Origin of the sequence: Actinomadura miaoliensis (assembly GCF_039536785.1) — a bacterium.
Lineage (GTDB): Bacteria > Actinomycetota > Actinomycetes > Streptosporangiales > Streptosporangiaceae > Spirillospora > Spirillospora miaoliensis.
In genome coordinates, this window is sequence record NZ_BAAAZG010000017.1 from 89,650 (window position 1) to 109,949 (window position 20,300).

Genomic DNA, 20,300 nt, shown 5'->3' on the forward strand with positions numbered 1-20,300 from the left:
TCTGCAAGAGGGTTCTTGCACAGTGGAGGCCCGTTCGTGGCCCACCCCCGTGAAAGGCCCCCGCCATGCGAACCTCGAACGCGCGCCCCCTCCGCCCCCTCACGGCCGCGGCCGTCGCGGCGGTCGTCGCCGTCACGGCGCTGTCGCCCGCGCCGAGGGCACGCGCCGACGCGTCCGATGCGATCGTCGTCGCGCCCAAGCAGCGGTCCTGGGTGTTCCGGGACGGCGACGGCCGCGAGGTGACGCTGCGCGGCTTCAACGTCTCCGGCAGCACCAAGCTCTACGAGAACAACCTGCTGCCCTTCCGCAGCACCGCCGACGCGGTCACGTCGGCGCAGGCCATGCGCGACCTCACCGGGGCCAACGCCGTCCGCTTCCTGATCAGCTGGGAGGGGGTGCAGCCCGCCCCCGACCGCATCGACCACGCCTACCTCGACAAGGCCATCGAGCAGATCCGGGCGTTCACCGACCGGGGCGTGCGCGTCCTGCTCGACTACCACCAGGACCTGTACTCGGCGCACCTGTTCGACCGCGACAGCTGGTACACCGGCGACGGCGCGCCCAAGTGGGTGATCGACGCGGGGGACTACCCGAAGGAGTCCTGTGGCATCTGCCTGCTGTGGGGCCAGAACATGATGACCAACGGCGCCGTCCGCCGGGCCGCCCACGACTTCTGGCACAACCGTGTGCTCACCACCTCCGCCGGGCCGGTCGGTGTGCAGGACGCCTTCATCAGGCAGGCGTCGGCGACGATGACGTACCTCCGGCAGAAGCTCCCCGCACAGGCGTTCGACGGCATCGTCGGGTTCGACCCGTTCAACGAGCCGTTCGACGGCGGCCTGGACGGCGCGAGCGGCGCGGACTGGGAGAAGACCTATCTCATGCCGTTCTACCAGCGGTTCCGCGCCGCGATGGACGCCGCGGGATGGTCGGCCAAACCCGCGTTCGTCGAGCCGCTGGTGTTCTGGAACACCGGGTTCTTCGAGCAGGGCGGCATGTCGTCCGTCGGGACGCTCGGCACCCGCATGGTGTTCAACACCCACTACTACGACGGCGCCCGCATGACGCTCGACCCGTCCCCGGCGTCCGACGGCTCCTACGACGCGCCCATGAACAGGATCCGCGACCGGGCGGCGTCACTCGGCACCGCCGCGATCGTCTCGGAGTTCGGCAACCGGCTGACCGGCGCCACCAGCGACCGCACCCCCTGGATGGTGCGCGGCATGTACCAGGCGATGGACTACGGCGTCCCCGGCAGGAACTGGTGGGACCGCCCCGCGTCCGGCGGCGGCGTGCTGTCGGCGCTCCAGTGGCACTGGGACATCTACAGCGGACGTCACCGCGAGCTGATGAACGGCAACCCCGGCAAGGTGCAGACCGAGGGCGACGGCTGGAACGACGAGGACCACTCGGTCGTGCGGACCGACGACGCCGGGCAGGTCACGCTGCGGCTCGACCAGCGCGTTCTGGACCGGCTGTATCCGGCGGCCGTGGCCGGGGACACCCTCGCCTTCGCCTACGAGGACCTGGCGCGCTCCGGCTACGGCGGCGCCGGGCAGCAGCAGGCGTGGCTGACCGTCCCGTCGTCCATGCCCAACGTCGCCGCCCTGGTCAAGGACCGCCAGTACGGCGTGCTGGTGTGGCGGGAGTCGTCCACCGGCGCCCCGACCGAGCTGCACCTGCCGCAGTCCTTCGCCCCGGCGGGCACGGCCGTCGTCAGCGACCTCGGCACCCTGGGCGGCGTCCCGTCCGGCGGTGTGATCCGGGCCGAGCGGGAGACCGGCTCCGGCACCGCCCGCCGGCTGGTCATCGCGCCGTCGGCCCGCACCCCCGGGGCGGTGCACTACGCGCTGGTCGTCAACACCGCGTCGGGCACGCCCGAGCGGCTCGCCGCCGCCCGCGCCGAGCTCGACGCCTGGAAGGCCCGGAACTTCACCGGCTGACCTCACCGCCCTCCGGGCCTGCGCCTGGTGAGATCCGCCGGCGCCTAGATCGACCGGGTGCTGTAGACGTCCTCCAGGGAGGACGGACGCAGCACCGGCGGGCCGGCGGGCGGAGCGGACGGGATCGGCTCCGGCGCCCCGTACAGGTGGGCCGGCGCCTCCGGACGCGGCGAGGGCGAGGGGTGCGGGTCGGCGCGGCGGGGGAGGGGTGGCACGTCCGCGCCCGGCCGGAGCGGCGGCGCGTCCGAGCGCGGCGACGGGGACAGCAGCGGCACCGTCGGCCGGGCCTTCTCGGTGCCGTACAGGAAGGCGCCGATGCCGGTCAGCAGACGCCGCACGTCCTGCGGCGGCCGCACGACCAGGCGCAGGAAGCTGCTGTCGGCGCCCAGCTTGTTGCCGCACTCGCGGACGAACACCCCGTGCTCGGACAGCAGGTAGTCGCGCAGCTGGACGCCGTCCTTGCCGTCCGGCAGCTTGACCAGGACGAAGTTGCCCTGGGAGGAGAACACCCTCAGCCCGGGCAGCAGCGAGTCCAGCTGGTCGGTCATCGTGCGGCGGTCGGCGGCCAGCCGCGCCAGGCTGGTGCGGTACTCGGCCCGGTACTCCTTGAGCAGGAACACCATGACCTCGGCGAAGGAGTTGAGGTTCCACTTCGGCAGGGCCGAGCGGACCCGGCCCGCCAGCGCGGGGTTGGCCACCAGGTAGCCGAACCGGATGCCGTGCAGGCCGAAGTTCTTGCCCAGGCTCTTGAGCACGATGACGTTCGGGCGGATGGCGGCCTCGTCGGCGACGCTCGGCGCCGGCTCGGCGTCGACGAAGTCGATGAACGACTCGTCCACCACCACCAGGTCCAGGTCGACCAGCCGGTCCAGCAGCCGCAGCACGTCGCGGCGGTGCACGTAGCCGCCGTCGGGGTTGTTCGGGTTGCAGATCACCGCCGCGCGGGAGCCGCGGGCGCGGACGAACGCGGCGAAGTCGTCGACGTCGAGGGCGAAGTCGCGGCTCTCCCGCAGCGGGTACATGTCGACGCGCTTGCCGGTCTCCAGCGGCTGGTCGGTCCAGCGGCCGAAGGTGGGGATCGGCACGGCCAGGCTCTCGCGCACCAGCAGATGGTCGATCCAGGTGATCAGCTCGGTGGACCCGTTGCCCATCGCGACGGTCTGGGGGTTCAGCCCGAGCGTGCCGCACAGCTCCGCGGTGATCGTGTCGGCGTCGCTGGGGTAGTACTTGAGGATCGTCTCCAGCATGCCGCCCAGCCGCCCGAACATCTCCGGCGTCGGGAAGTACGGGTTGCACGGTATGCAGAAGTCGACCAGCTCGGCCTGGTCTGTCCCGCCCGCGCGGCTCAGCGCGAAGAACGACGGACTGTGCGCGTTCCGTCGCAGCAGACTCGGATCGATGTGCCCGGCCAACGCGTGCCTCCAGTGGGGGTGAGCGACGGTGGACAGTACGAGACGCGCCGCCCCCCGGTTCGATCCGCCGCCGGCACGGCCGCCGACCGGCGGCGGAGCGGTCACCGGTCTATCCCTCCCGGGCGACCCCGACCCTCCTGCGCCAGGACCCGAGGGGCATCTTGAGGTCGGCCCTGGCGGCGAGCAGGACGGCGGCGCCCGGCAGGCTCGCGACCAGGGCGAGCACCCCGTAGACGACGGCGACGGACAGGCCCTGCGCCGCGCCCAGGCCGGCGGAGCCGAACGCCAGCGTGGCCACGCCCTCGCGCGGCCCCCACCCGCCGACGCCCACCGGCAGCCCCATGGCCAGGAGCGCCAGCACCATCGGCGGCAGCAGCTGGGCGACCGGCGCGGTCGCCCCGGCGGTGCGTGCCGCCACCACGAACAGGGCCAGATGACCGGCCAGTGCCGCCGCCGACAGCAGCGTGACGCCCGGCCACGCGTGCCGCGACAGCAGGCCCGTCCGCGCGTCGTCCAGCGCGGTCGCCAGGCCGCGCCGCCACCGCGAGCCGCCCTTCGCCCAGCGCCGTCCGAGCGTGACGGCCACGACGGGCACCGTCACCGCCACCACCGCGATCACCGCCCCGGCGGTCAGCACCGTGTCGTGCAACCGCGCCGGGACGACCGCCGGACGCGCCAGCATCACCGCCACCCCCGCGACGACGATCGCGGCCTGCCCGGCGGCCCGTTCCAGCGCCACCGCGCGCACGCCGCGGCCCACGTCGCCCTCCTGCCTGCCGTGCCGCACCGCGCGGTGAACGTCGCCGAGCAGCCCCGCGGGCAGCACCGCGTTCAGGAACAGCGACCGGTAGTAGTCCCGGACGGCCTCGCCCAGCGGCAGCCGCAGGCCCAGCCGCCGCGCCACCAGGCACCAGCGCCCGGCGCACAGCACCGTGGTCGCCACGCCGATCCCGAGCGCGGCCAGCACCCCGCCCGCGTCGATCATCCGGAGCCCGGCCACGAACGCCCCGGTGCCGACCTGCCAGACCAGCACGCCGATGATGGCCAGCGCGGCGAACGTACGGAACCGTCCCAGCAGAAACCGCTTCATCCTCACCCGCCCGCCGGGAGCGCCAGCAGATCCTCGTGGCCGATGACGGCGCGCAGCTCGCCCGCGGCGCACTGGCGAAGCCGGCGACGCAGGTACGGGCCCGCCGGGACCGCCAGCGCGGGACGCTGCTCCACCGCGTACCGGACCCAGCCGCGCAGCCACTCGGCGGTCAGCGCGGCCTGCGCCGGGCCGAGCCGCCACGGGCTGGGACGGCGGTGCACGACCATGCCCGCGCGGGCGAACGCCTCGGCGGCCGCGTCCACCGCGTCGGGGCCGAGCTTGCGGGACGTCGGCCGCGGCAGCGTCACCGGGACGGGCGTCCCCCGGGAGCGGCGTTGGTGCGCGTTGAACGCCTCGGCGATCGGACCGTCGAGCGGGTCGGCCGGTGTCAGCTCGACGCGTCCGACCACCGACAGCACCAGCAGCGCCGGGCAGCCCGCCCCGGCGCACGCCTGGGCCAGGCCGGTCACCTCCGGCCCGGTGAGCAGGTCGAGTAGCGCCGAGGCGGTCACCAGCGACGTCCCGGCCAGGTCCGCCGCGCGCAGCCGGGCGATGTCGCGCCGGTGCGCCTCAGCCGTGACCGCGCCGCCGTCGGCCGTCCGTCCGGGCAGACGCGCGGCGGCCAGGGCCAGCAGCGCCGGGTCGTGGTCGTAGAGCACCCAGTGCTGGGGGCCGGGCAGCCGTCCGGCGAGCCAGCGTCCCATGGAGCCGGTGCCGCAGCCGAGGTCCCGCACGACCAGCGGCCGCGCCGCCCGTCCGGCCAGGTGCGCGCGCAGCGGGCCGAGCAGGTCGGCGGCGCGGGCGCCGGCGTCGGCGTCCTCGCGCAGCTCCAGCCAGCCGGGGCTGATGGCGCCCGCGACGGCCGTGCTCACAGCGCCCGCTCGTAACTGGCCCACGCGACGTGCGACTCGCGCAGGGTGACGGCGATCCCGGACAGGCCGCGGGCGCCCTCGCCGAGCGCCCCCGCGTGCACCCGCTCGGCCAGCCGGTCGGCGATCACCTTGGCCAGGAACTCGGTGGAGGTGTTGACGCCCGCGAAGTCGGGCTCCTCGTCGAGGTTGCGGTAGTCCAGCGCGCCGAGCACCTGTTTGAGCTCGCGGGTCGCCAGCCCGATGTCGACGACGAGGTTGTCCGCGTCCAGCTCGGCGCGGCGGAACGTCGCGTCCACCACGAACGTCGCGCCGTGCAGCCGCTGCGCGGGGCCGAAGACCTCCCCGCGGAAGCTGTGCGCCACCATGAAATGATCACGGACGGTCAGGCTGAACACTACGGGCCTCTCTGCTCGGTCGGGCCGGCCTCGGGCCGGTGGGGTGTCGTGCGGGCCGGGACGTGCCGGGCCCGGTCACGCCGGGTCGTACACGACCCGGTGGCACAGCGGATGGGTGCGGCCGCTCGCCAGCGTGGGCATCACCGCGGGCAGCTCCTCGAAACCGCACTCGCCGGTGATGAGCGCGTCGTAGGCGGGGTCGGCGAGCAGCTCCAGCGCCAGGCGCATCCGGTCGGCGTGGCCGCGGCGCCCGCGCCGGGCGGGCGACACCGCGCCCACCTGGCTGCCGCGCACCACCAGCCGCCGCGAGTGGAACGCCTCGCCCAGCGGCAGGCTCACCCGGCGGTCGCCGTACCAGCTCAGTTCCAGCACCACGCCCTCTGGTACGAGCAGTTCCAGCGAACGGCTCAATCCCGCCTCGGTCGCGCTGGCGTGCACGACCAGATCGCAGTCGCCGAGGGCGTCCGGCGGCGTGGCGAACCCGACGCCCAGCGCCTCGGCGACCGCCGCGCGGGCCGGGTCCACGTCGACGAGCTGCACCCGGACGGCGGGAAAGCCCGCCAGCACCTTCGCGACGCTGCAGCCGATCATCCCCGCCCCGACCACGGCGATGCGGTCGCCGAGCATCGGGGCGGCGTCCCACACCGCGTTCACGGCGGTCTCGACGGTCCCGGCCAGCACGGCGCGCGACGCCGGCACCCCGTCCGGCACCGGCGTCACCGCCGAGGCGGGCACGACATAGCGCGTCTGGTGCGGATACAGGCAGAACACCGTGCGGCCGACCAGCCCGGACGGCCCGTCCTCCACCACCCCGACGTTGAGGTAGCCGTACTTGACCGGCCCCGGGAACTCGCCGTCCTGGAAGGGCGCCCGCATCGCCTCGTACTGGGAGGCCGGCACGCCGCCGCGGAACACCAGCGCCTCGGTGCCGCGGCTCACCCCCGAGTAGAGCGTGCGCACCACAACCTCGTCCTCGCCCGGCGCCTCCAGGCGGACGGGGCGGATCTCCCCTCGTCCGGGTGCGTTGAGCCAGAACGCGCGAGCCGTACGTAGCACTAGCGACCCCTCCAATCCGGATGGGTCATCGTACGCGGTGATCCCACGCCGCTAGGGGGAGGCAATCGTGGGCACGGGACACATGAGCCGATCGCACCAGGGCCCCGTCGCAGGGCTGGTCGCGCAGGTCGGACTGCTGGCGACGCTGACGGCGACCACCGGCCTCGGCCTCGTCGGATGGCTGGCCGGGGTGGCGCACGCCCTGGCCGTGTACGTGGCGCTCGACGTGGGGCTGCGCCGCAGCGGCGCGTCCGGGCTCGGCCCCGCCGACCGGGTCACGCTGGCCAGGATGACGCTGGCCGGGGGAGTGGCGGCGCTGGTCGCCGACACCGTCCGCGCCCCGGCACCGGTCGCGGTGCTGGTCGCACTGGCCGCCGTCGCGCTGGTGCTGGACGCCGTCGACGGCAAGGTCGCCCGGCGCACCGGGACCGTCTCCGCCCTGGGCGCGCGGTTCGACATGGAGTCCGACGCGTTCCTCATCCTGGCGCTGAGCGTCTACGTCGCCGGGTCGCTGGGCCCCTGGGTGCTGGCGATCGGCCTGATGAGATACGTGTTCTTCGCGGCGAGCCGTCCGCTGCCGTGGCTGAACGCGCCGCTGCCGCCGAGCATGGCCCGCAAGGCCGTCGCCGCGACGCAGGGCGTCGTCCTGGCAGTGGCCGCCGCGGGCGTGCTGCCCCACCCGGCCGCGACGCTCCTGGTCGGCACGGCGCTGGCCGGGCTGGCGTGGTCGTTCGGCCGCGACATCGCCTGGCTGCACCGCAACCGCCGGGCCGCGGTCGCTCCGGTGCGCCCGCGCGTGCCGTACCGGCTGATCCCGCCCGTGCCGGAACGTCCCGCGACACCGGTGAAGCAGGCGCACCCGGCGGGAACACGCGGCTAGAGCCCGCCACGCCGAAGGGGCCGTCCTCCTCGCGAGGACGGCCCCTTCGGCGTCGACAGGGTCCTTCTACGGGGTCACAGGGCGGCGGGCTCGGCCACGGGACGGCCTTCGGTGGACTGCCCGCCGGACGGGCCCCCGCCGCGCAGCGGGGTCTCGCGGATGAACCAGGCGGCGGCGAACGCCAGCACGGCGAACACGGTGGCCCACAGGAAGACGTTGTGCACGCCCGCGGTGACCGCGTGCTCCACGGCGTCGCGCACGCCGGCGTCCATCTTCTTCAGCAGCGCCGGGGTGAGCTGGCCGCCGCCGCCCGCCAGCTCCTCGCCCTTCTGCTCGCCGAGCCGGGCGCTGAGCGTGGCGGTCAGCTGGTGGCTGTAGACGGCGCCGAGGATGGACACGCCGAGCGAGCCGCCGATCGTCCGGAACAGGGTGGCGGCGCCGCTGGCCGCGCCCATGTCCTTCATCGGCACGCTGTTCTGCGCGATGAGCATCGTGTTCTGCATGAGGAAGCCCATGCCGGCACCGAGCACGATCATGAACAGGGCGGCGGTGAGCTGCGAGGAGCCGACCGTGAGCTGGGCCAGCAGCAGCATGCCCGCGGCCATGACCAGCCCGCCCAGGATCGGGTACACGCGGTAGCGTCCGGTCCTGGTCACCAGCTGCCCGACGACCATGGTGGTCACCAGCATGCCCAGCATCAGCGGCAGCAGGAGCAGGCCGCTGTTGGTCGCCGAGGCGCCCTGCACCAGCTGCTGGTACTGCGGCAGGAACGTCACCGCGCCGAACATGGCGAAACCGACCAGGAAGCCCAGCACCGAGGCCAGCGAGAAGTTGCCGTTGCGAAACAGGCGCAGCGGCAGGATCGGTTCGGCGGCCCGCACCTCCCACAGCAGGAACAGCGCCAGCGTCACGGCGGTCGCGACGCCCAGCCCGATGATCATGGTGGAGCCCCACGCGTACTCGGTGCCGCCCCAGCTGGTCATCAGCGACAGGCAGGTGATGGACGCGGCCAGCAGGACGGCGCCCAGGTAGTCGATGCGGGACGCGCCGCGCGGGCGCTTGGGCAGGTGCATGGTCAGGGCGGTGACGACCAGCGCCAGCCCGCCGAGCGGCAGGTTGACGTAGAAGGCCCAGCGCCAGTCGAGGTGGTCGGTGACGAATCCGCCGAGCAGCGGTCCGCCGATCATCGCCAGCGGCATCACCGCGGCCATCAGCCCCTGGTAGCGGCCGCGCTCCCGGGGCGGCACCAGGTCGCCGATGATGGCCATCGCGCCGACCATCAGCCCGCCCGCGCCCAGGCCCTGCACACCGCGGAACGCGATCAGCTGGCCCATGCTCTGCGCCATCCCCGCCAGCGCCGAACCGGCCAGGAACAGCGCGATCGAGGCCATGAACATGCCCTTGCGGCCGTAGATGTCGCCGAGCTTGCCCCAGATCGGCGTGACCGCGGCGGTCGCCAGCGTGTACGCGGTGACCACCCACGACAGGTGCGCCAGCCCGCCCAGCTCACCGACGATCGTCGGCATCGCGGTGCCGACGACCATGTTGTCGAGCATCGCCAGCAACATGCCGATCATCAGGCCGCTCATGACCGTGTAGACCTGGCGCTTGCTCATCGGCGCCGGCGGCGCCTCCCCGGCCGCCCCGTCGGGCGACTCCTTCGTCGACTGCGTCATCGCTGACCCTCGTCTCGCCATGCCGGTGGGCGCTTACCTGCCGCCCGGCTAGTTTCTTTTACCTGCCGTACGGTAAGGTACGAGCTAGCCGGGCGTCAAGTAAGTTTGCGGGAGGGAGGATCACATGCCCCGACGACGCGGCGACACTCGTGAGCAGATCCGCGAGGTCGCGCTGGAACTGTTCGCCGAGCAGGGCTACGAGAAGACCTCGCTCCGCGAGATCTCCGAACGGCTCGGCGTGACCAAGGCGGCGCTGTACTACCACTTCAAGACCAAAGAGGACATCGTCACCAGCCTCTTCGAGGACTTCCACGCCGACGTCGACGAGCTGTACTCCTGGGCGCGCGAGCAGCCGCTCACCCCCGAGCTGCGGCGCGAGTTCGTCCGCCGCTACGCCGAGATCATCAAGGGGTCCGGCGGCACGCTCATGCGGTTCATGCACGAGAACGGGCCCGCCGTGCGGGAGCTCAAGGCCGGCGGCGACATGCGCAAGCGCTTCCTGTCGTTCGCCGAGATCCTGGTCGACAAGGACGCGAGCCTGCCCGACCAGATCCGCGCCCGGCTGTCCCTTTTCAGTCTGAACATGTCCTTGTTCCTCAAGGGCGAGATCGGCGCCGACGACGAGGCCGTGCAGGCCGCCGCCCTGGAGGTCGCCCTCGGCCTGCTCCCGTCCGACTGAGCCGGCCCCGACGAGCCGCCACATTTCGCTTCTTGTTCCGCGGACGGCGCGCCATCATTGAGGCGAGGCTTCCGGCGGATGGGAGATCCGGCATGGCCCAGGAGGCGATGACCCACGACGACGTCGAGGCGGAGCTGCTGAGGCACCCGGCGGTGCTGGAGTGCGTGGTCACGACGATCGACACCGGGGCGGGCACCAGGACGCTCGTCGCCTACGTCGTCACCCGGGGACGGGCCGAGCCCGCCGAGATCCGCCGGTTCCTGGCGAGGCCGCGGCTGAAGGCCGACCGGATTCCGCGCGCCGTGATCCCGGTGTCCTCACTGCCGCGCACCGACTCGGGCGAGGTCGACATCGCGGAACTGCCGCTGCCGGTGCAGCCGGGACGGGCCGCGGGCGGCAAGGGCGGCGCCGACCTGAGCGGGGTGGGCGACCTCGGGGACGGCGGGCTGGCCCTGGTCATGGCGCTGACATCGGGGCTCGGCGCGCTCGTCTCCTTCCTGCTCACCGACGCGTTCTGGCCCGGCTCCACCGACCTGTCGGCGGTGCCGCAGCCGTGGGCCGGGCTGTTCACCGGGCTCTACGTCGCGGAATGCCTGTCCTTCGGGCTGGGCGTCGGCTTCCTGCTGTTCGGATACCGGCGGATGGCGCGGCTGGGGCGTCCCAGGGCGCTGACCGTCGCGGCGTACCTGTCGGTCGTCTGGCTGCTGGTCGCCTGGTGGCCGCAGGACAACTTCTACCGCCTGGCGTCCAAGACCGACTGGGAACGCCAGGCCGCCCTCGTCTACGGCTTCAACATCACGCTGATGATCGCCGCGGCCGTGCTCGTCGCCTTCGCCGTCCGCGAACGCCGTTCCGGCTGAGGACCGGCGCGACGTGGCCCAGGGGCGCCGCGGCCGCGACACGGCATGCCGTCACTCGTTCGGGTATGGTCGAGCGGCCGGTTTAGTTGCCTCATGTCAACTACCGAGAGGTCCCACGACTCGGCGCCGGAAGCTCGACGGCGGCGGGGCCATGCGGTGGCCTCCCTCGGTGAGAGACTCGCAGGAGGTTGGGGGGATGGGTGAGGTGGCGGCGCGCGAGAAGACGCCCTCGGACGGTGGCAAGGTGGGCGAGTCCGAACTGCGGCTGCTGCTCGACGGCCTGACCGCGGTGCGGGACGGCGACTTCAGCACCCGGCTGCCAGATGACGCCGACGGCCTGATGGGCGAGATCGCCTCGGTGTTCAACGGGATGGTCGACCAGCTGTCGCTGTTCACCTCCGAGGTGACCCGGGTGGCGCGGGAGGTCGGCACCGAGGGCCGGCTGGGCGGCCAGGCCAAGGTGCACGGGGTGTCGGGCACCTGGAAGGACCTGACCGACTCCGTGAACGCGATGGCCGGCAACCTCACCCGCCAGGTCCGCGACATCGCCCAGGTGGCGACGGCGGTGGCCAGGGGCGACCTGTCGCAGAAGATCGATGTCGACGCGCGCGGGGAGATCCTGGAGCTGAAGAACACCGTCAACACGATGGTGGATCAGCTGTCGTCGTTCGCCGACGAGGTGACCCGGGTGGCGCGGGAGGTCGGCAGTGAGGGCCGGCTGGGCGGGCAGGCCGACGTCAAGGGCGTGTCCGGCACCTGGCGGGACCTGACCGACTCGGTGAACTTCATGGCGGGCAACCTGACCAACCAGGTCCGCAACATCGCCCAGGTCACCACCGCCGTGGCCAGGGGCGACCTGTCGCAGAAGATCGACGTGGACGCGCGCGGGGAGATCCTGGAGCTGAAGAACACCGTCAACACGATGGTGGATCAGCTGTCGTCGTTCGCCGACGAGGTGACCCGGGTGGCGCGGGAGGTCGGCAGTGAGGGCCGGCTGGGCGGGCAGGCCGACGTCAAGGGCGTGTCCGGCACCTGGAAGGACCTGACCGAGTCGGTCAACGTGATGGCCGACAACCTCACCGCCCAGGTGCGCTCCATCGCCGAGGTCACCACCGCGGTGGCCCGGGGCGACCTGTCGCAGAAGATCCGGGTGGACGCGCGCGGGGAGATCGCCGAGCTCAAGGAGACCATCAACACGATGGTCGACCAGCTGTCGTCGTTCGCCGACGAGGTCACCCGCGTCGCCCGCGAGGTCGGCACCGAGGGCAACCTCGGCGGCCAGGCCACCGTCCGCGGGGTCTCCGGCACCTGGAAGGACCTCACCGACAACGTCAACGTGATGGCCTCCAACCTGACGGGCCAGGTGCGCTCCATCGCCCAGGTGGCCACCGCGGTCGCCCGCGGCGATCTCTCGCAGAAGATCACGGTGGACGCCAAGGGCGAGGTGGCCGCGCTCGCGCAGACCATCAACACCATGGTCGACACCCTCTCGGCGTTCGCCGACGAGGTCACCCGGGTGGCCCGCGAGGTCGGCACCGAGGGCATCCTGGGCGGCCAGGCCCGGGTCCCCAACGTCGCGGGGACCTGGAAGGACCTCACCGACAACGTCAACTCGATGGCCGGCAACCTGACCAACCAGGTCCGCAACATCGCCCAGGTCACCACCGCGGTCGCGCAGGGCGACCTGACCAAGAAGATCGACGTCGACGCGCGCGGCGAGATCCTGGAGCTGAAGACCACGATCAACACGATGGTGGACCAGTTGTCGGCGTTCGCGGCCGAGGTCACGCGCGTGGCGCGCGAGGTGGGCAGCGAGGGCAGGCTGGGCGGCCAGGCCGAGGTCGAGGGCGTGTCGGGCACCTGGAAGCGGCTGACCGAGAACGTCAACGAGCTGGCCGGCAACCTCACCCGCCAGGTGCGCGCGATCGCCGAGGTGACCAGCGCGGTCGCCGAGGGCGACCTGACCCGCTCCATCACGGTGGACGCCGCCGGGGAGGTCGCCGAACTCAAGGACAACATCAACTCCATGGTGCGGTCGCTGCGCGAGACCACCCGCGCCAACCAGGAGCAGGACTGGCTCAAGACCAACCTGGCGCGCATCTCGGGCCTGATGCAGGGGCACCGGGACCTGTCGGTGGTGGCCGCGCTGATCATGGACGAGCTGACCCCGCTGGTGTCGGCCCAGTTCGGCGCGTTCTACCGGGCCGAGGACACCCCGGACGGCACCGAGCTGCGGCTCATCGGCGCCTACGGCTATCCGGAGGACGGCGGGCCGGCGGCGCGGCCCACCCGGTTCCGGCTGGGGCGGTCGCTGGTCGGGCAGGCGGCGCGCAGCCGCCAGACGATCGTCGTGGACGACGTCCCCTCCGGCTACGTCACCGTCTCGTCCGGGCTCGGCGAGGCCCCGCCCACCAGCCTGGTGATCCTGCCCATCGTGGTCGAGGACCAGGTCCTCGGGGTCATCGAGCTGGCGTCGGTGCGCCCGTTCACCCCGGTCCAGCGCGACTTCCTCGAGCAGCTGATGGAGACCATCGGCGTCAACGTCAACACCATCATCGCCAACGCCCGCACCGACGAGCTGCTGGAGGAGTCCCAGCGGCTGGCCGCCGAGCTGCAGGCCCGCTCGGAGGAGCTGCAGATCCGCCAGGAGGAACTGCAGCGCTCCAACGCCGAGCTGGAGGAGAAGGCGGCGCTGCTGGCCACCCAGAACCACGACATCGAGACCAAGAACCTGGAGATCGAGCAGGCCCGGCAGGAGCTGGAGGCCCGCGCCCAGCAGCTGGCGCTGGCGTCGAAGTACAAGTCGGAGTTCCTGGCGAACATGAGCCACGAGCTGCGCACCCCGCTCAACAGCCTGCTCATCCTGGCGCAGCTGCTGGCGCAGAACCCGACCCGCAACCTCACCCCCAAGCAGGTGGAGTACGCCCAGATCATCCATTCGGCCGGCTCGGACCTGCTGCAGCTGATCAACGACATCCTCGACCTGTCGAAGGTCGAGGCCGGCAAGATGGACATCTCCCCGGAACCGGTGCGCCTGCGGAACCTGCTGGAGTACGTCGAGACCACCTTCCGGCCGCTGACCACCCAGAAGAGCCTGACCTTCGAGATCACGCAGGCGCCGGGGCTGCCGGTGACCCTGCTCACCGACGACTCGCGGCTGCGCCAGGTGCTGCGCAACCTGATGTCCAACGCGGTGAAGTTCACCGAGACCGGCGGGGTGGAGCTGCGGATCGAACCCGCCGCGCCGGCCGAACTGCCCTCCTCGGTGCGCGCCCACGGCCAGTGCATCGCCTTCCGCGTGGTCGACACCGGCATCGGCATCGGCCGGCACCAGCTGGAGAGCATCTTCGACGCCTTCCAGCAGGCGGACGGCACCACCAGCCGCAAGTACGGAGGGACCGGGCTCGGGCTGTCCATCAGCCGCGAGATCGCCCAGCTGCTCGGCGGCGCCATCACCGCCGAGAGCACCCTCGGCGAGGGCAGCACCTTCACCCTCTACCTGCCGGTCGCCCGCCCCGACTTCGCGGACGCCTCGGCCCAGACGCCGCCCGCCAGGACCACCGACGACGCTGAGGCCGACGGCGGCGCCGAGGCGGAGGAGGAGCCCCCCGCCGAACCGGTCCGGCAGCGCCGGCTGCTGGTCGTCGAGGAACGACCGCACGGGCTGCTGTCCCTGGTGGCCGAGAGCGCGGCGGCGGACCTGGACGGCGGCGCCGCCGGCGACGGCCGGGCCCGCATCGAGATCGTCACCGCGGTCGACGTCCAGGAGGCGGCCGCCACGCTGGCCGCCGACTCCTGCCACTGCGTCGTGCTGCAACTCGACATGCTCGGCAGCGACCCGGAGACGTTCCTCGAGGCCATCGACGGGGACGCCGCGCTGCGCAACGTCCCGCTCCTGGCCCACCACAACCGGCCGCCGGACCCCGCGCTGGAGGCCGCCCTGCAGTCCCGGGCGGAGCACCGGCCGCTGGAGCTGCTGTCGAGTCTCGACGAGCTGCGTGAGCGCATCGCCCTGCACCTGTCGGCGGACGAACCGGGGCGTGTGCTGCCGCTGACGCGGCCGCCGCACACCGTCGAACCCGACGCCGGCCCGGCGCAGGGGACGCTGGCCGGGCGCACGGTCCTGGTGGTCGACGACGACACCCGCAACGTCTTCGCCATCACCGGCATCCTCGAACTGCACGGCATGCGGGTCATCCACGCCGACAACGGCCGCGCGGGCATCGAGGCGCTCGACGCCCACGACGGCATCGAGCTGATCCTCATGGATGTGATGATGCCGGAGATGGACGGATACACCGCCACCGCCGCGATCCGGGCGACGCCCCGGCACGCCGACCTGCCGATCATCATGGTGACCGCCAAGGCCATGCCCGGCGACCAGGAGAAGAGCCTGGCCGCCGGGGCCAACGACTACGTCACCAAACCGCTGGACGCCGACGACCTGATCGCCTGCATCCACCGCTGGCTGGGGGAGTGACGGACCGGTGAGCGACGGCGGCAGGAACACCACGACGCCCGGGCGCGAGCCGGCCCAGCCGCCGGGCGTGGGCAGGCTCGCCCGTACCGTCGAGCGGCTGCGGCGCGAGCTGGAGCGGGCCGAGCAGGCCGCGGAGGGGCGAGCCCTGATCGAGCTGGCCACCGGCGTCCTGGTGGAGCGCCTGCAGTGCGGCCCGGCCCAGGCCGCCCGGCAGCTCGAGGACCTGGCCGCCGGGTCGGGCCGCACGCCGCTGGAACTGGCCGCCGAGATCGTCGACCAGGCTGCCCAGGACCAGCTCACCGAGGTGGCCCAGGAGTTCCTGGCCGGCGCGACCGGCCGGAACCCCGGCGTCTCGCCGATCACGCTGCGGCTGCGCACCGCCGAGGCGGGCACGCTGGCCGCCGACGACACCCAGGCGGTCGCCGAGTCGCTGCTCCAGCACGCCCTGGCGCCGCTGGGCGCGACCGCGGTGGCGGTCTGGTCCGCCGGGCCCGACGCCTCGCTCAGCCTCGCCGGCGCGGCGGGGTTCTCCGCCGACGAGCCCGCGCGGTGGCGGTACGTCCCTCCCGGAGTGGCCACCCCGGCCCGGCGGGTGCTCGGCGACCGCAGGACGGCCTGGTATCCGTCGCTGTCGCGCACCGGGCTGCCGTCCATCGGCCAGCGCGACTTCCCCGACGGCGGGCGGGTGGCGGTGCCCGCCGGCACAGGCGGCCGGCTGCTCGGCGTGCTGGAGATCTGCTGGCCGGACGAACTGGAGCCGCAGCCGGCACGGGTCGAGCGCCAGATCGAGGCCCTCGCGGAACTGTGCGCCCACACCCTGGACCGGGGCGTCCCGTCCGCCGTCCTGCTGTCCGGCCCCCAGGACCAGGCGCAGCGCCAGATGCAGGAACTCGTCGTCCTCGCCGACGGCCTGCACGATCCGGCGCTGGTGCTCCGGCCTCACCTGGACGCCGACGGCCTGCTCGCCGACTTCCGCATCCAGCACGCCAACGCCCGCTTCGTCGACCCCGCCGGACGCCCGCGCGGAGCCGTCCACGGCAGGCTGTTCCTGGAGACGTATCCGATGGCCGCCGACCAGGGCGGGCTGCTGGAGAAGATCGAACGGGTGCACGCCACCGGCGAGCCGTTCCGCACCGAGGGCGTGACCCTCACCGCGCTGGTGGGCCAGGTGCCGCTGCCGGGCCCGGCCGACATCAGCATCAGCCGCCTGGGCGACGGCGTCCTGCTGATCTGGCGGGTGGAGGACGAGTCGGCCCAGCTGGCCCGGCTGCTGCAGCACGCGCAGCGGCTGGTGCGCATCGGCGGCTTCGAGGAGAACGCCCTGACCGGGAAGGTGACCTGGAACGACCAGCTCTTCCTGCTGTTCGGGCTGGAACCCGACGCCGACCCCGTGCCGCTGCGGCTGCTGCTCGAGCACGCCCATCCCGACGACGACGCGGCCGTGGGCCGGTTCCTGCGCGCCGTGCTGCACCACCACCGGGCCGCGTCCGCCGACTTCCGGCTGCGGCGGCCGGACGGCATCACCCGGCACATGCGCGTGGTCGCCGAACCCGTGCTGGACACCGAGGGTGGTCTGCTCTCCGTCCGGGGGGCCTACCAGGACATCTCGGCCCAGCACTGGACCGAGGTCGCGCTGGCCGTCACCCGCGACCGGCTCGCCCACACCGAGCAGCAGGCCGCCGAACGCAACCGGCTGGCCCGCCAGCTCCAAGAGGCGATCATGCCGCCCACCCGGCGTCCGATGGACGCCCTCGGCCTGCACATCGCCACCCGGTACCGTCCCGCCGAGGAGGACCACATGGTCGGCGGCGACTGGTACGACGCGGTCGTCCTGCCCTCCAAGCAGGTCCTGATCTGCGTCGGCGACGTCGCCGGGCACGGCATCGAGGCCGCCACCGACATGGTCGTCCTGCGCAACGCCCTGCGCGGCCTGGCCACCACCGGCGCGGGCCCCGCCCAGCTGCTGGCCTGGCTCAACCAGGTCGCCCACCACCTGACCGACAACGTCACCGCGACCACCGTGTGCGCGCTCTACGACCCGGACGCGCGCGTCCTGCGCTGGGCCCGGGCGGGGCATCTGCCCCCCGTCCTGGTCCGCGGTGAGCGGGCTCGCCCCCTGCCCATGGTCGACGGGCTGCTCCTGGGAGTCATCGCCGACGCCGAGTACGAGGAGGCAGAGGTCCAGCTGGAGCCGGACGACATCCTGCTGATGTTCACCGACGGCCTGATCGAACGCAGGGACAGCTCCCCCCACGAGTCCCTGCAGCACCTGCTCACCACCGCACAGGTCCCCGCCGCCACCCTCGAACAGCGCCTCGACCACCTGCTCACCCACAGCAACGCCGACACCGACGACGACACCTGCCTCGTCGGAATCCACCTGCCCTGACCGCAGGCGACGGCGGGCCGCCCTCGGACACGTGTCACCGTCACGCCGGTGATCACCGCAGCCGTGCTCGCCGCGTTCGCGGTGCGCGCTCGGCGTCCCGGCCGCGGGGCAGGTCGCCGAAAATCTCGCCGAGCTCGGTTCCGGCGTCACGGACGATGCGCTCCGCCTCGTCGAGCGCGCCCGGCGTGCGGGCCGCCAGTGCCACGCCCAGGTAGGGGACGGGATCGAAAGCGGCCGTCGGGATGGTGACCAGCAGGGTCGCGCCGACCGCCCGGCACGCGTCGGCGGTGCGGGCGACGTGGTCGCGCAACGCCCCTGCGGGCAGCCGCGCGCCGAGCGGAACGCGGTCGATGGTGCGGACCAGGTGCGAACCTCCGCGCACGCGGTCCAGCGCGGCCTGAATGTTGAACGCCACGGCCGGGCCGGTGAGCCGCAGGTTGATCTCGGTCGGCGCGAGACGGCCCGCCCGGTCGGTGACGAAGTCGACGTCGTACCAGCCGCTGTACCCGTCCTCGGCCAGCGCCTTGCCCACCGCCGTCCCGAACGCGGTGGCCGTTTCGGCGAGTGCTGCGGGGAGCGTACCGGGGCCGACGGTCACGCCCTGGTAGCTCGTCCCGTCGACGTCCATCAGCCCGACGCCCACCGGGTGCACCGTCCCGCTCTCGTCGATGACGGCGTCGAACGTGGGATCGCGGTACGGCCCCGCCCCCTCGACGTACTCCTCCACCAGGACGCCGCCGCGCGCCCAGCGCCGTGCCAGGCGCCGCGTCCCCCGGCCGTCCGGTGTCACGATCAGCGTGCCGGACCCGCCGACGCCGTACTCGGTCTTCAGGACCATGCGGGCGCCGCCGCTCAGCTCCCGCGCGAGCGCGCGGGCCGAGCCGACCGGCCGCTGGGCGGGGACGACGATCCCCGGATGCGCCGGGGCCAGCGCGCTGAACAACGCGTGGGCCCGCCGTTTCGACTCGTACCGGGCGACGACCTCCGGCACGCCGGGCGGCGAGGGGGAGATCGCCTCGAACGCAGCCGTCCGCCCCCACGGCAGCACCGGCGCTCCCTGCCGGGCGAGGCGGTCCAGCAGGTCGGGACAGGCGAGGATCGCCTCGGAGATCCGGCCGTCGGCGGCCAGGCCGCTGTGCGTCTCGACCTCGCCCCAGCCGAGCGCGGCGGCCAGGTCCCGCACCCACCAGTCCTCCACCCGTTCCGGCAGGACGATCATCCGGGGCCGGGGACCGCAGAACGCCGCCATGCACGAGTAGTGGTCGGGGCCGTGCACGCCCCCGCCGAACTGCCCGTTGAACTCGGCGACGTTGCCGACGTGAACCGTGGCGCCGCCCGCGCTCCACACCTTCGACCAGGACGGCTCCGGCCGGATCGGCCACGCGACCAGCACCGGCAGCACGCGCAGCCCGGCGGCCTCGCCCCGGCGTTCCGCCCCCATGGCCAGATAGAACGCCTCGGCGTTCGGATCGGCCTCGATCCGAACCCGCTCGAACCCCAGCCGTCCCGCCTCCTCCAGGACGTGCCGGTACAGCCGGCGTCCCACGCCGCCGCCGATCGCGTCCGGCTCCACGAACAGCAGCCCCAGCTCGCCTTCCGGCGGTTCGCCCTCCAGCGTGGCCAGGCCGAGCACGCGCCCGTCGCGCTCGGCGACCACCGTGCGCCGCCGGACCACGTCCTCGCGGTGCAGCGCCAGCTCGTCCTCGCACGCGGCCAGGAACGCCGCGTCATAACCCCAGTGGGCCTTGGAGCGCATCGTCAGCGCGGTCAGCTCCTCGGCCTCGTCCGGCCGCGCGGCCCGCAGCCTCACCAGTCCCGTCGAACCCATGTCCCGCATGCTGCCATGGCACCGGTTCGGTCGAGATCGGCCGAACTGACAGACTCTCCGCATGAGCGGATACGGGGAGGCGCAGCGCGAGGGGCCCGTCGGCGCCGCGGTCACATTCGGCCTGCTGGCGGCGTGGGCGGTGCACGACGCGGAGGAGGTGGCCGCGATGCCGGGGTGGAGCCGCGACCGCGTTCCGGAGCTGCGCGAGCGGTTCCCGCAGCTGCCGGACGCGCTCTGGCGGCGCCTGGAGTCGATCGACGGCCGCGAGTTCGCCGCCGCCGTCGGGGTGATGGCGGTGCTGGTGGCCGCCGCTGCCGCCGACGGGCACCGCACGCGCGGCCGTTCGGCGGTCTACCAGGCGGCGCTCGACGGCTTCGGCCTGCACGGCGTGGTGCACCTGGCGCAGGCGGCCGCCGTGCGCGGCTACACGCCCGGGTCGGTCACCTCGGCGGCGGTGGTGATCCCCTTCACGCTGTGGGCACGCGGACGGCTGCGGCGCGCGGGAGCCCTGCGCCCCACCCGTCCCGGCGACGCCGTCCAGGCCCTCGCCTTCGCGACGGCGGCCGTCGCAGGCTCGCACATGGTGGCACGGAAGGCGCTCCGCCGCAGGTGAAGCCCAACGCAACCCACCGCCCTCCGGGCGACGAGTGGCGGCCCGACCCGTCCGAGCCCCGCACCCGGTCGCCAGATGGCTGTACGGGGGCGTCGGCGTCCTGGCCTGACACCCGGCGGAGCGCGAA

The 20,300-nt window shown here is 73.3% G+C and carries 14 protein-coding genes; 7 read left to right on the forward strand and 7 right to left on the reverse strand.

Annotated features, from left to right (window positions below):
- The first annotated feature begins 65 nt into the window (after positions 1-65).
- Complete coding sequence (locus ABD811_RS14355) at positions 66-1,943, forward strand: cellulase family glycosylhydrolase (protein ID WP_344946637.1); 1,878 nt, start codon at positions 66-68, stop codon at positions 1,941-1,943.
- Positions 1,944-1,987: 44 nt separating this feature from the next.
- Here the strand turns inward: ABD811_RS14355 and ABD811_RS14360 are convergent, their stop codons facing one another.
- The 5 genes from ABD811_RS14360 to ABD811_RS14380 all read right to left on the reverse strand — a co-directional run bounded on the left by ABD811_RS14360 (position 1,988) and on the right by ABD811_RS14380 (position 6,768).
- A complete protein-coding gene (locus ABD811_RS14360) occupies positions 1,988-3,460 on the reverse strand; it encodes a pyridoxal phosphate-dependent aminotransferase (RefSeq protein WP_344946640.1) in 1,473 nt (490 codons plus the stop codon).
- Positions 3,461-3,464: 4 nt separating this feature from the next.
- A complete protein-coding gene (locus ABD811_RS14365) occupies positions 3,465-4,445 on the reverse strand; it encodes a lysylphosphatidylglycerol synthase transmembrane domain-containing protein (protein ID WP_344946642.1) in 981 nt (326 codons plus the stop codon).
- 2 nt (positions 4,446-4,447) lie between these two features.
- Complete coding sequence (locus ABD811_RS14370) at positions 4,448-5,317, reverse strand: methyltransferase domain-containing protein (RefSeq protein ID WP_344946645.1); 870 nt, start codon at positions 5,315-5,317, stop codon at positions 4,448-4,450.
- Positions 5,314-5,712, reverse strand: a complete 399-nt coding sequence (locus tag ABD811_RS14375) for a 6-pyruvoyl trahydropterin synthase family protein (protein ID WP_344946648.1) — start codon at positions 5,710-5,712, stop codon at positions 5,314-5,316. Before ABD811_RS14375 ends, ABD811_RS14370 begins: the two co-directional genes overlap by 4 nt.
- Positions 5,713-5,787: 75 nt before the next feature.
- Positions 5,788-6,768: a zinc-dependent alcohol dehydrogenase gene (locus ABD811_RS14380; protein WP_344946650.1), complete on the reverse strand. Its 981-nt coding sequence runs from the start codon at positions 6,766-6,768 to the stop codon at positions 5,788-5,790.
- A gap of 67 nt (positions 6,769-6,835) precedes the next feature.
- Between ABD811_RS14380 and ABD811_RS14385 the strand changes: the two genes are divergently transcribed.
- Positions 6,836-7,648 (forward strand): CDP-alcohol phosphatidyltransferase family protein, encoded by an 813-nt coding sequence (locus ABD811_RS14385; RefSeq protein ID WP_425549406.1) that lies wholly within the window; start codon positions 6,836-6,838, stop codon positions 7,646-7,648.
- 74 nt (positions 7,649-7,722) lie between these two features.
- On the opposite strand, the gene ABD811_RS14390 is transcribed toward ABD811_RS14385, so the two are convergent.
- Positions 7,723-9,324 carry an MDR family MFS transporter gene (locus tag ABD811_RS14390; protein WP_344946653.1) on the reverse strand — a complete coding sequence of 534 codons (1,602 nt, stop codon included), beginning with the start codon at positions 9,322-9,324 and terminating at the stop codon, positions 7,723-7,725.
- A 124-nt stretch (positions 9,325-9,448) separates the two neighbouring features.
- On the opposite strand from ABD811_RS14390, the gene ABD811_RS14395 reads away from it, so the two are divergent.
- The 4 genes from ABD811_RS14395 (at position 9,449) to ABD811_RS14410 (ending at position 17,732) form a co-directional block, all read left to right on the forward strand.
- On the forward strand, positions 9,449-10,003 hold the full coding sequence (locus ABD811_RS14395) for a TetR/AcrR family transcriptional regulator (RefSeq protein ID WP_344946656.1): 555 nt from the start codon (positions 9,449-9,451) through the stop codon (positions 10,001-10,003).
- A 92-nt stretch (positions 10,004-10,095) separates the two neighbouring features.
- Complete coding sequence (locus tag ABD811_RS14400) at positions 10,096-10,863, forward strand: AMP-binding enzyme (RefSeq protein WP_344946658.1); 768 nt, start codon at positions 10,096-10,098, stop codon at positions 10,861-10,863.
- A 151-nt stretch (positions 10,864-11,014) separates the two neighbouring features.
- Positions 11,015-15,343, forward strand: a complete 4,329-nt coding sequence (locus ABD811_RS14405) for a HAMP domain-containing protein (RefSeq protein ID WP_425549407.1) — start codon at positions 11,015-11,017, stop codon at positions 15,341-15,343.
- Positions 15,344-15,350: 7 nt separating this feature from the next.
- Positions 15,351-17,732, forward strand: coding sequence for a SpoIIE family protein phosphatase (locus tag ABD811_RS14410; protein WP_344946664.1), 2,382 nt, complete (start codon positions 15,351-15,353; stop codon positions 17,730-17,732).
- A 52-nt stretch (positions 17,733-17,784) separates the two neighbouring features.
- On the opposite strand, the gene ABD811_RS14415 is transcribed toward ABD811_RS14410, so the two are convergent.
- Positions 17,785-19,560, reverse strand: a complete 1,776-nt coding sequence (locus tag ABD811_RS14415) for a GNAT family N-acetyltransferase (protein ID WP_344946667.1) — start codon at positions 19,558-19,560, stop codon at positions 17,785-17,787.
- A gap of 61 nt (positions 19,561-19,621) precedes the next feature.
- Here ABD811_RS14415 and ABD811_RS14420 point away from each other — a divergent pair, with 61 nt between their 5' ends.
- Positions 19,622-20,173 carry an HXXEE domain-containing protein gene (locus tag ABD811_RS14420; RefSeq protein WP_344946670.1) on the forward strand — a complete coding sequence of 184 codons (552 nt, stop codon included), beginning with the start codon at positions 19,622-19,624 and terminating at the stop codon, positions 20,171-20,173.
- Positions 20,174-20,300 lie beyond the last annotated feature (127 nt).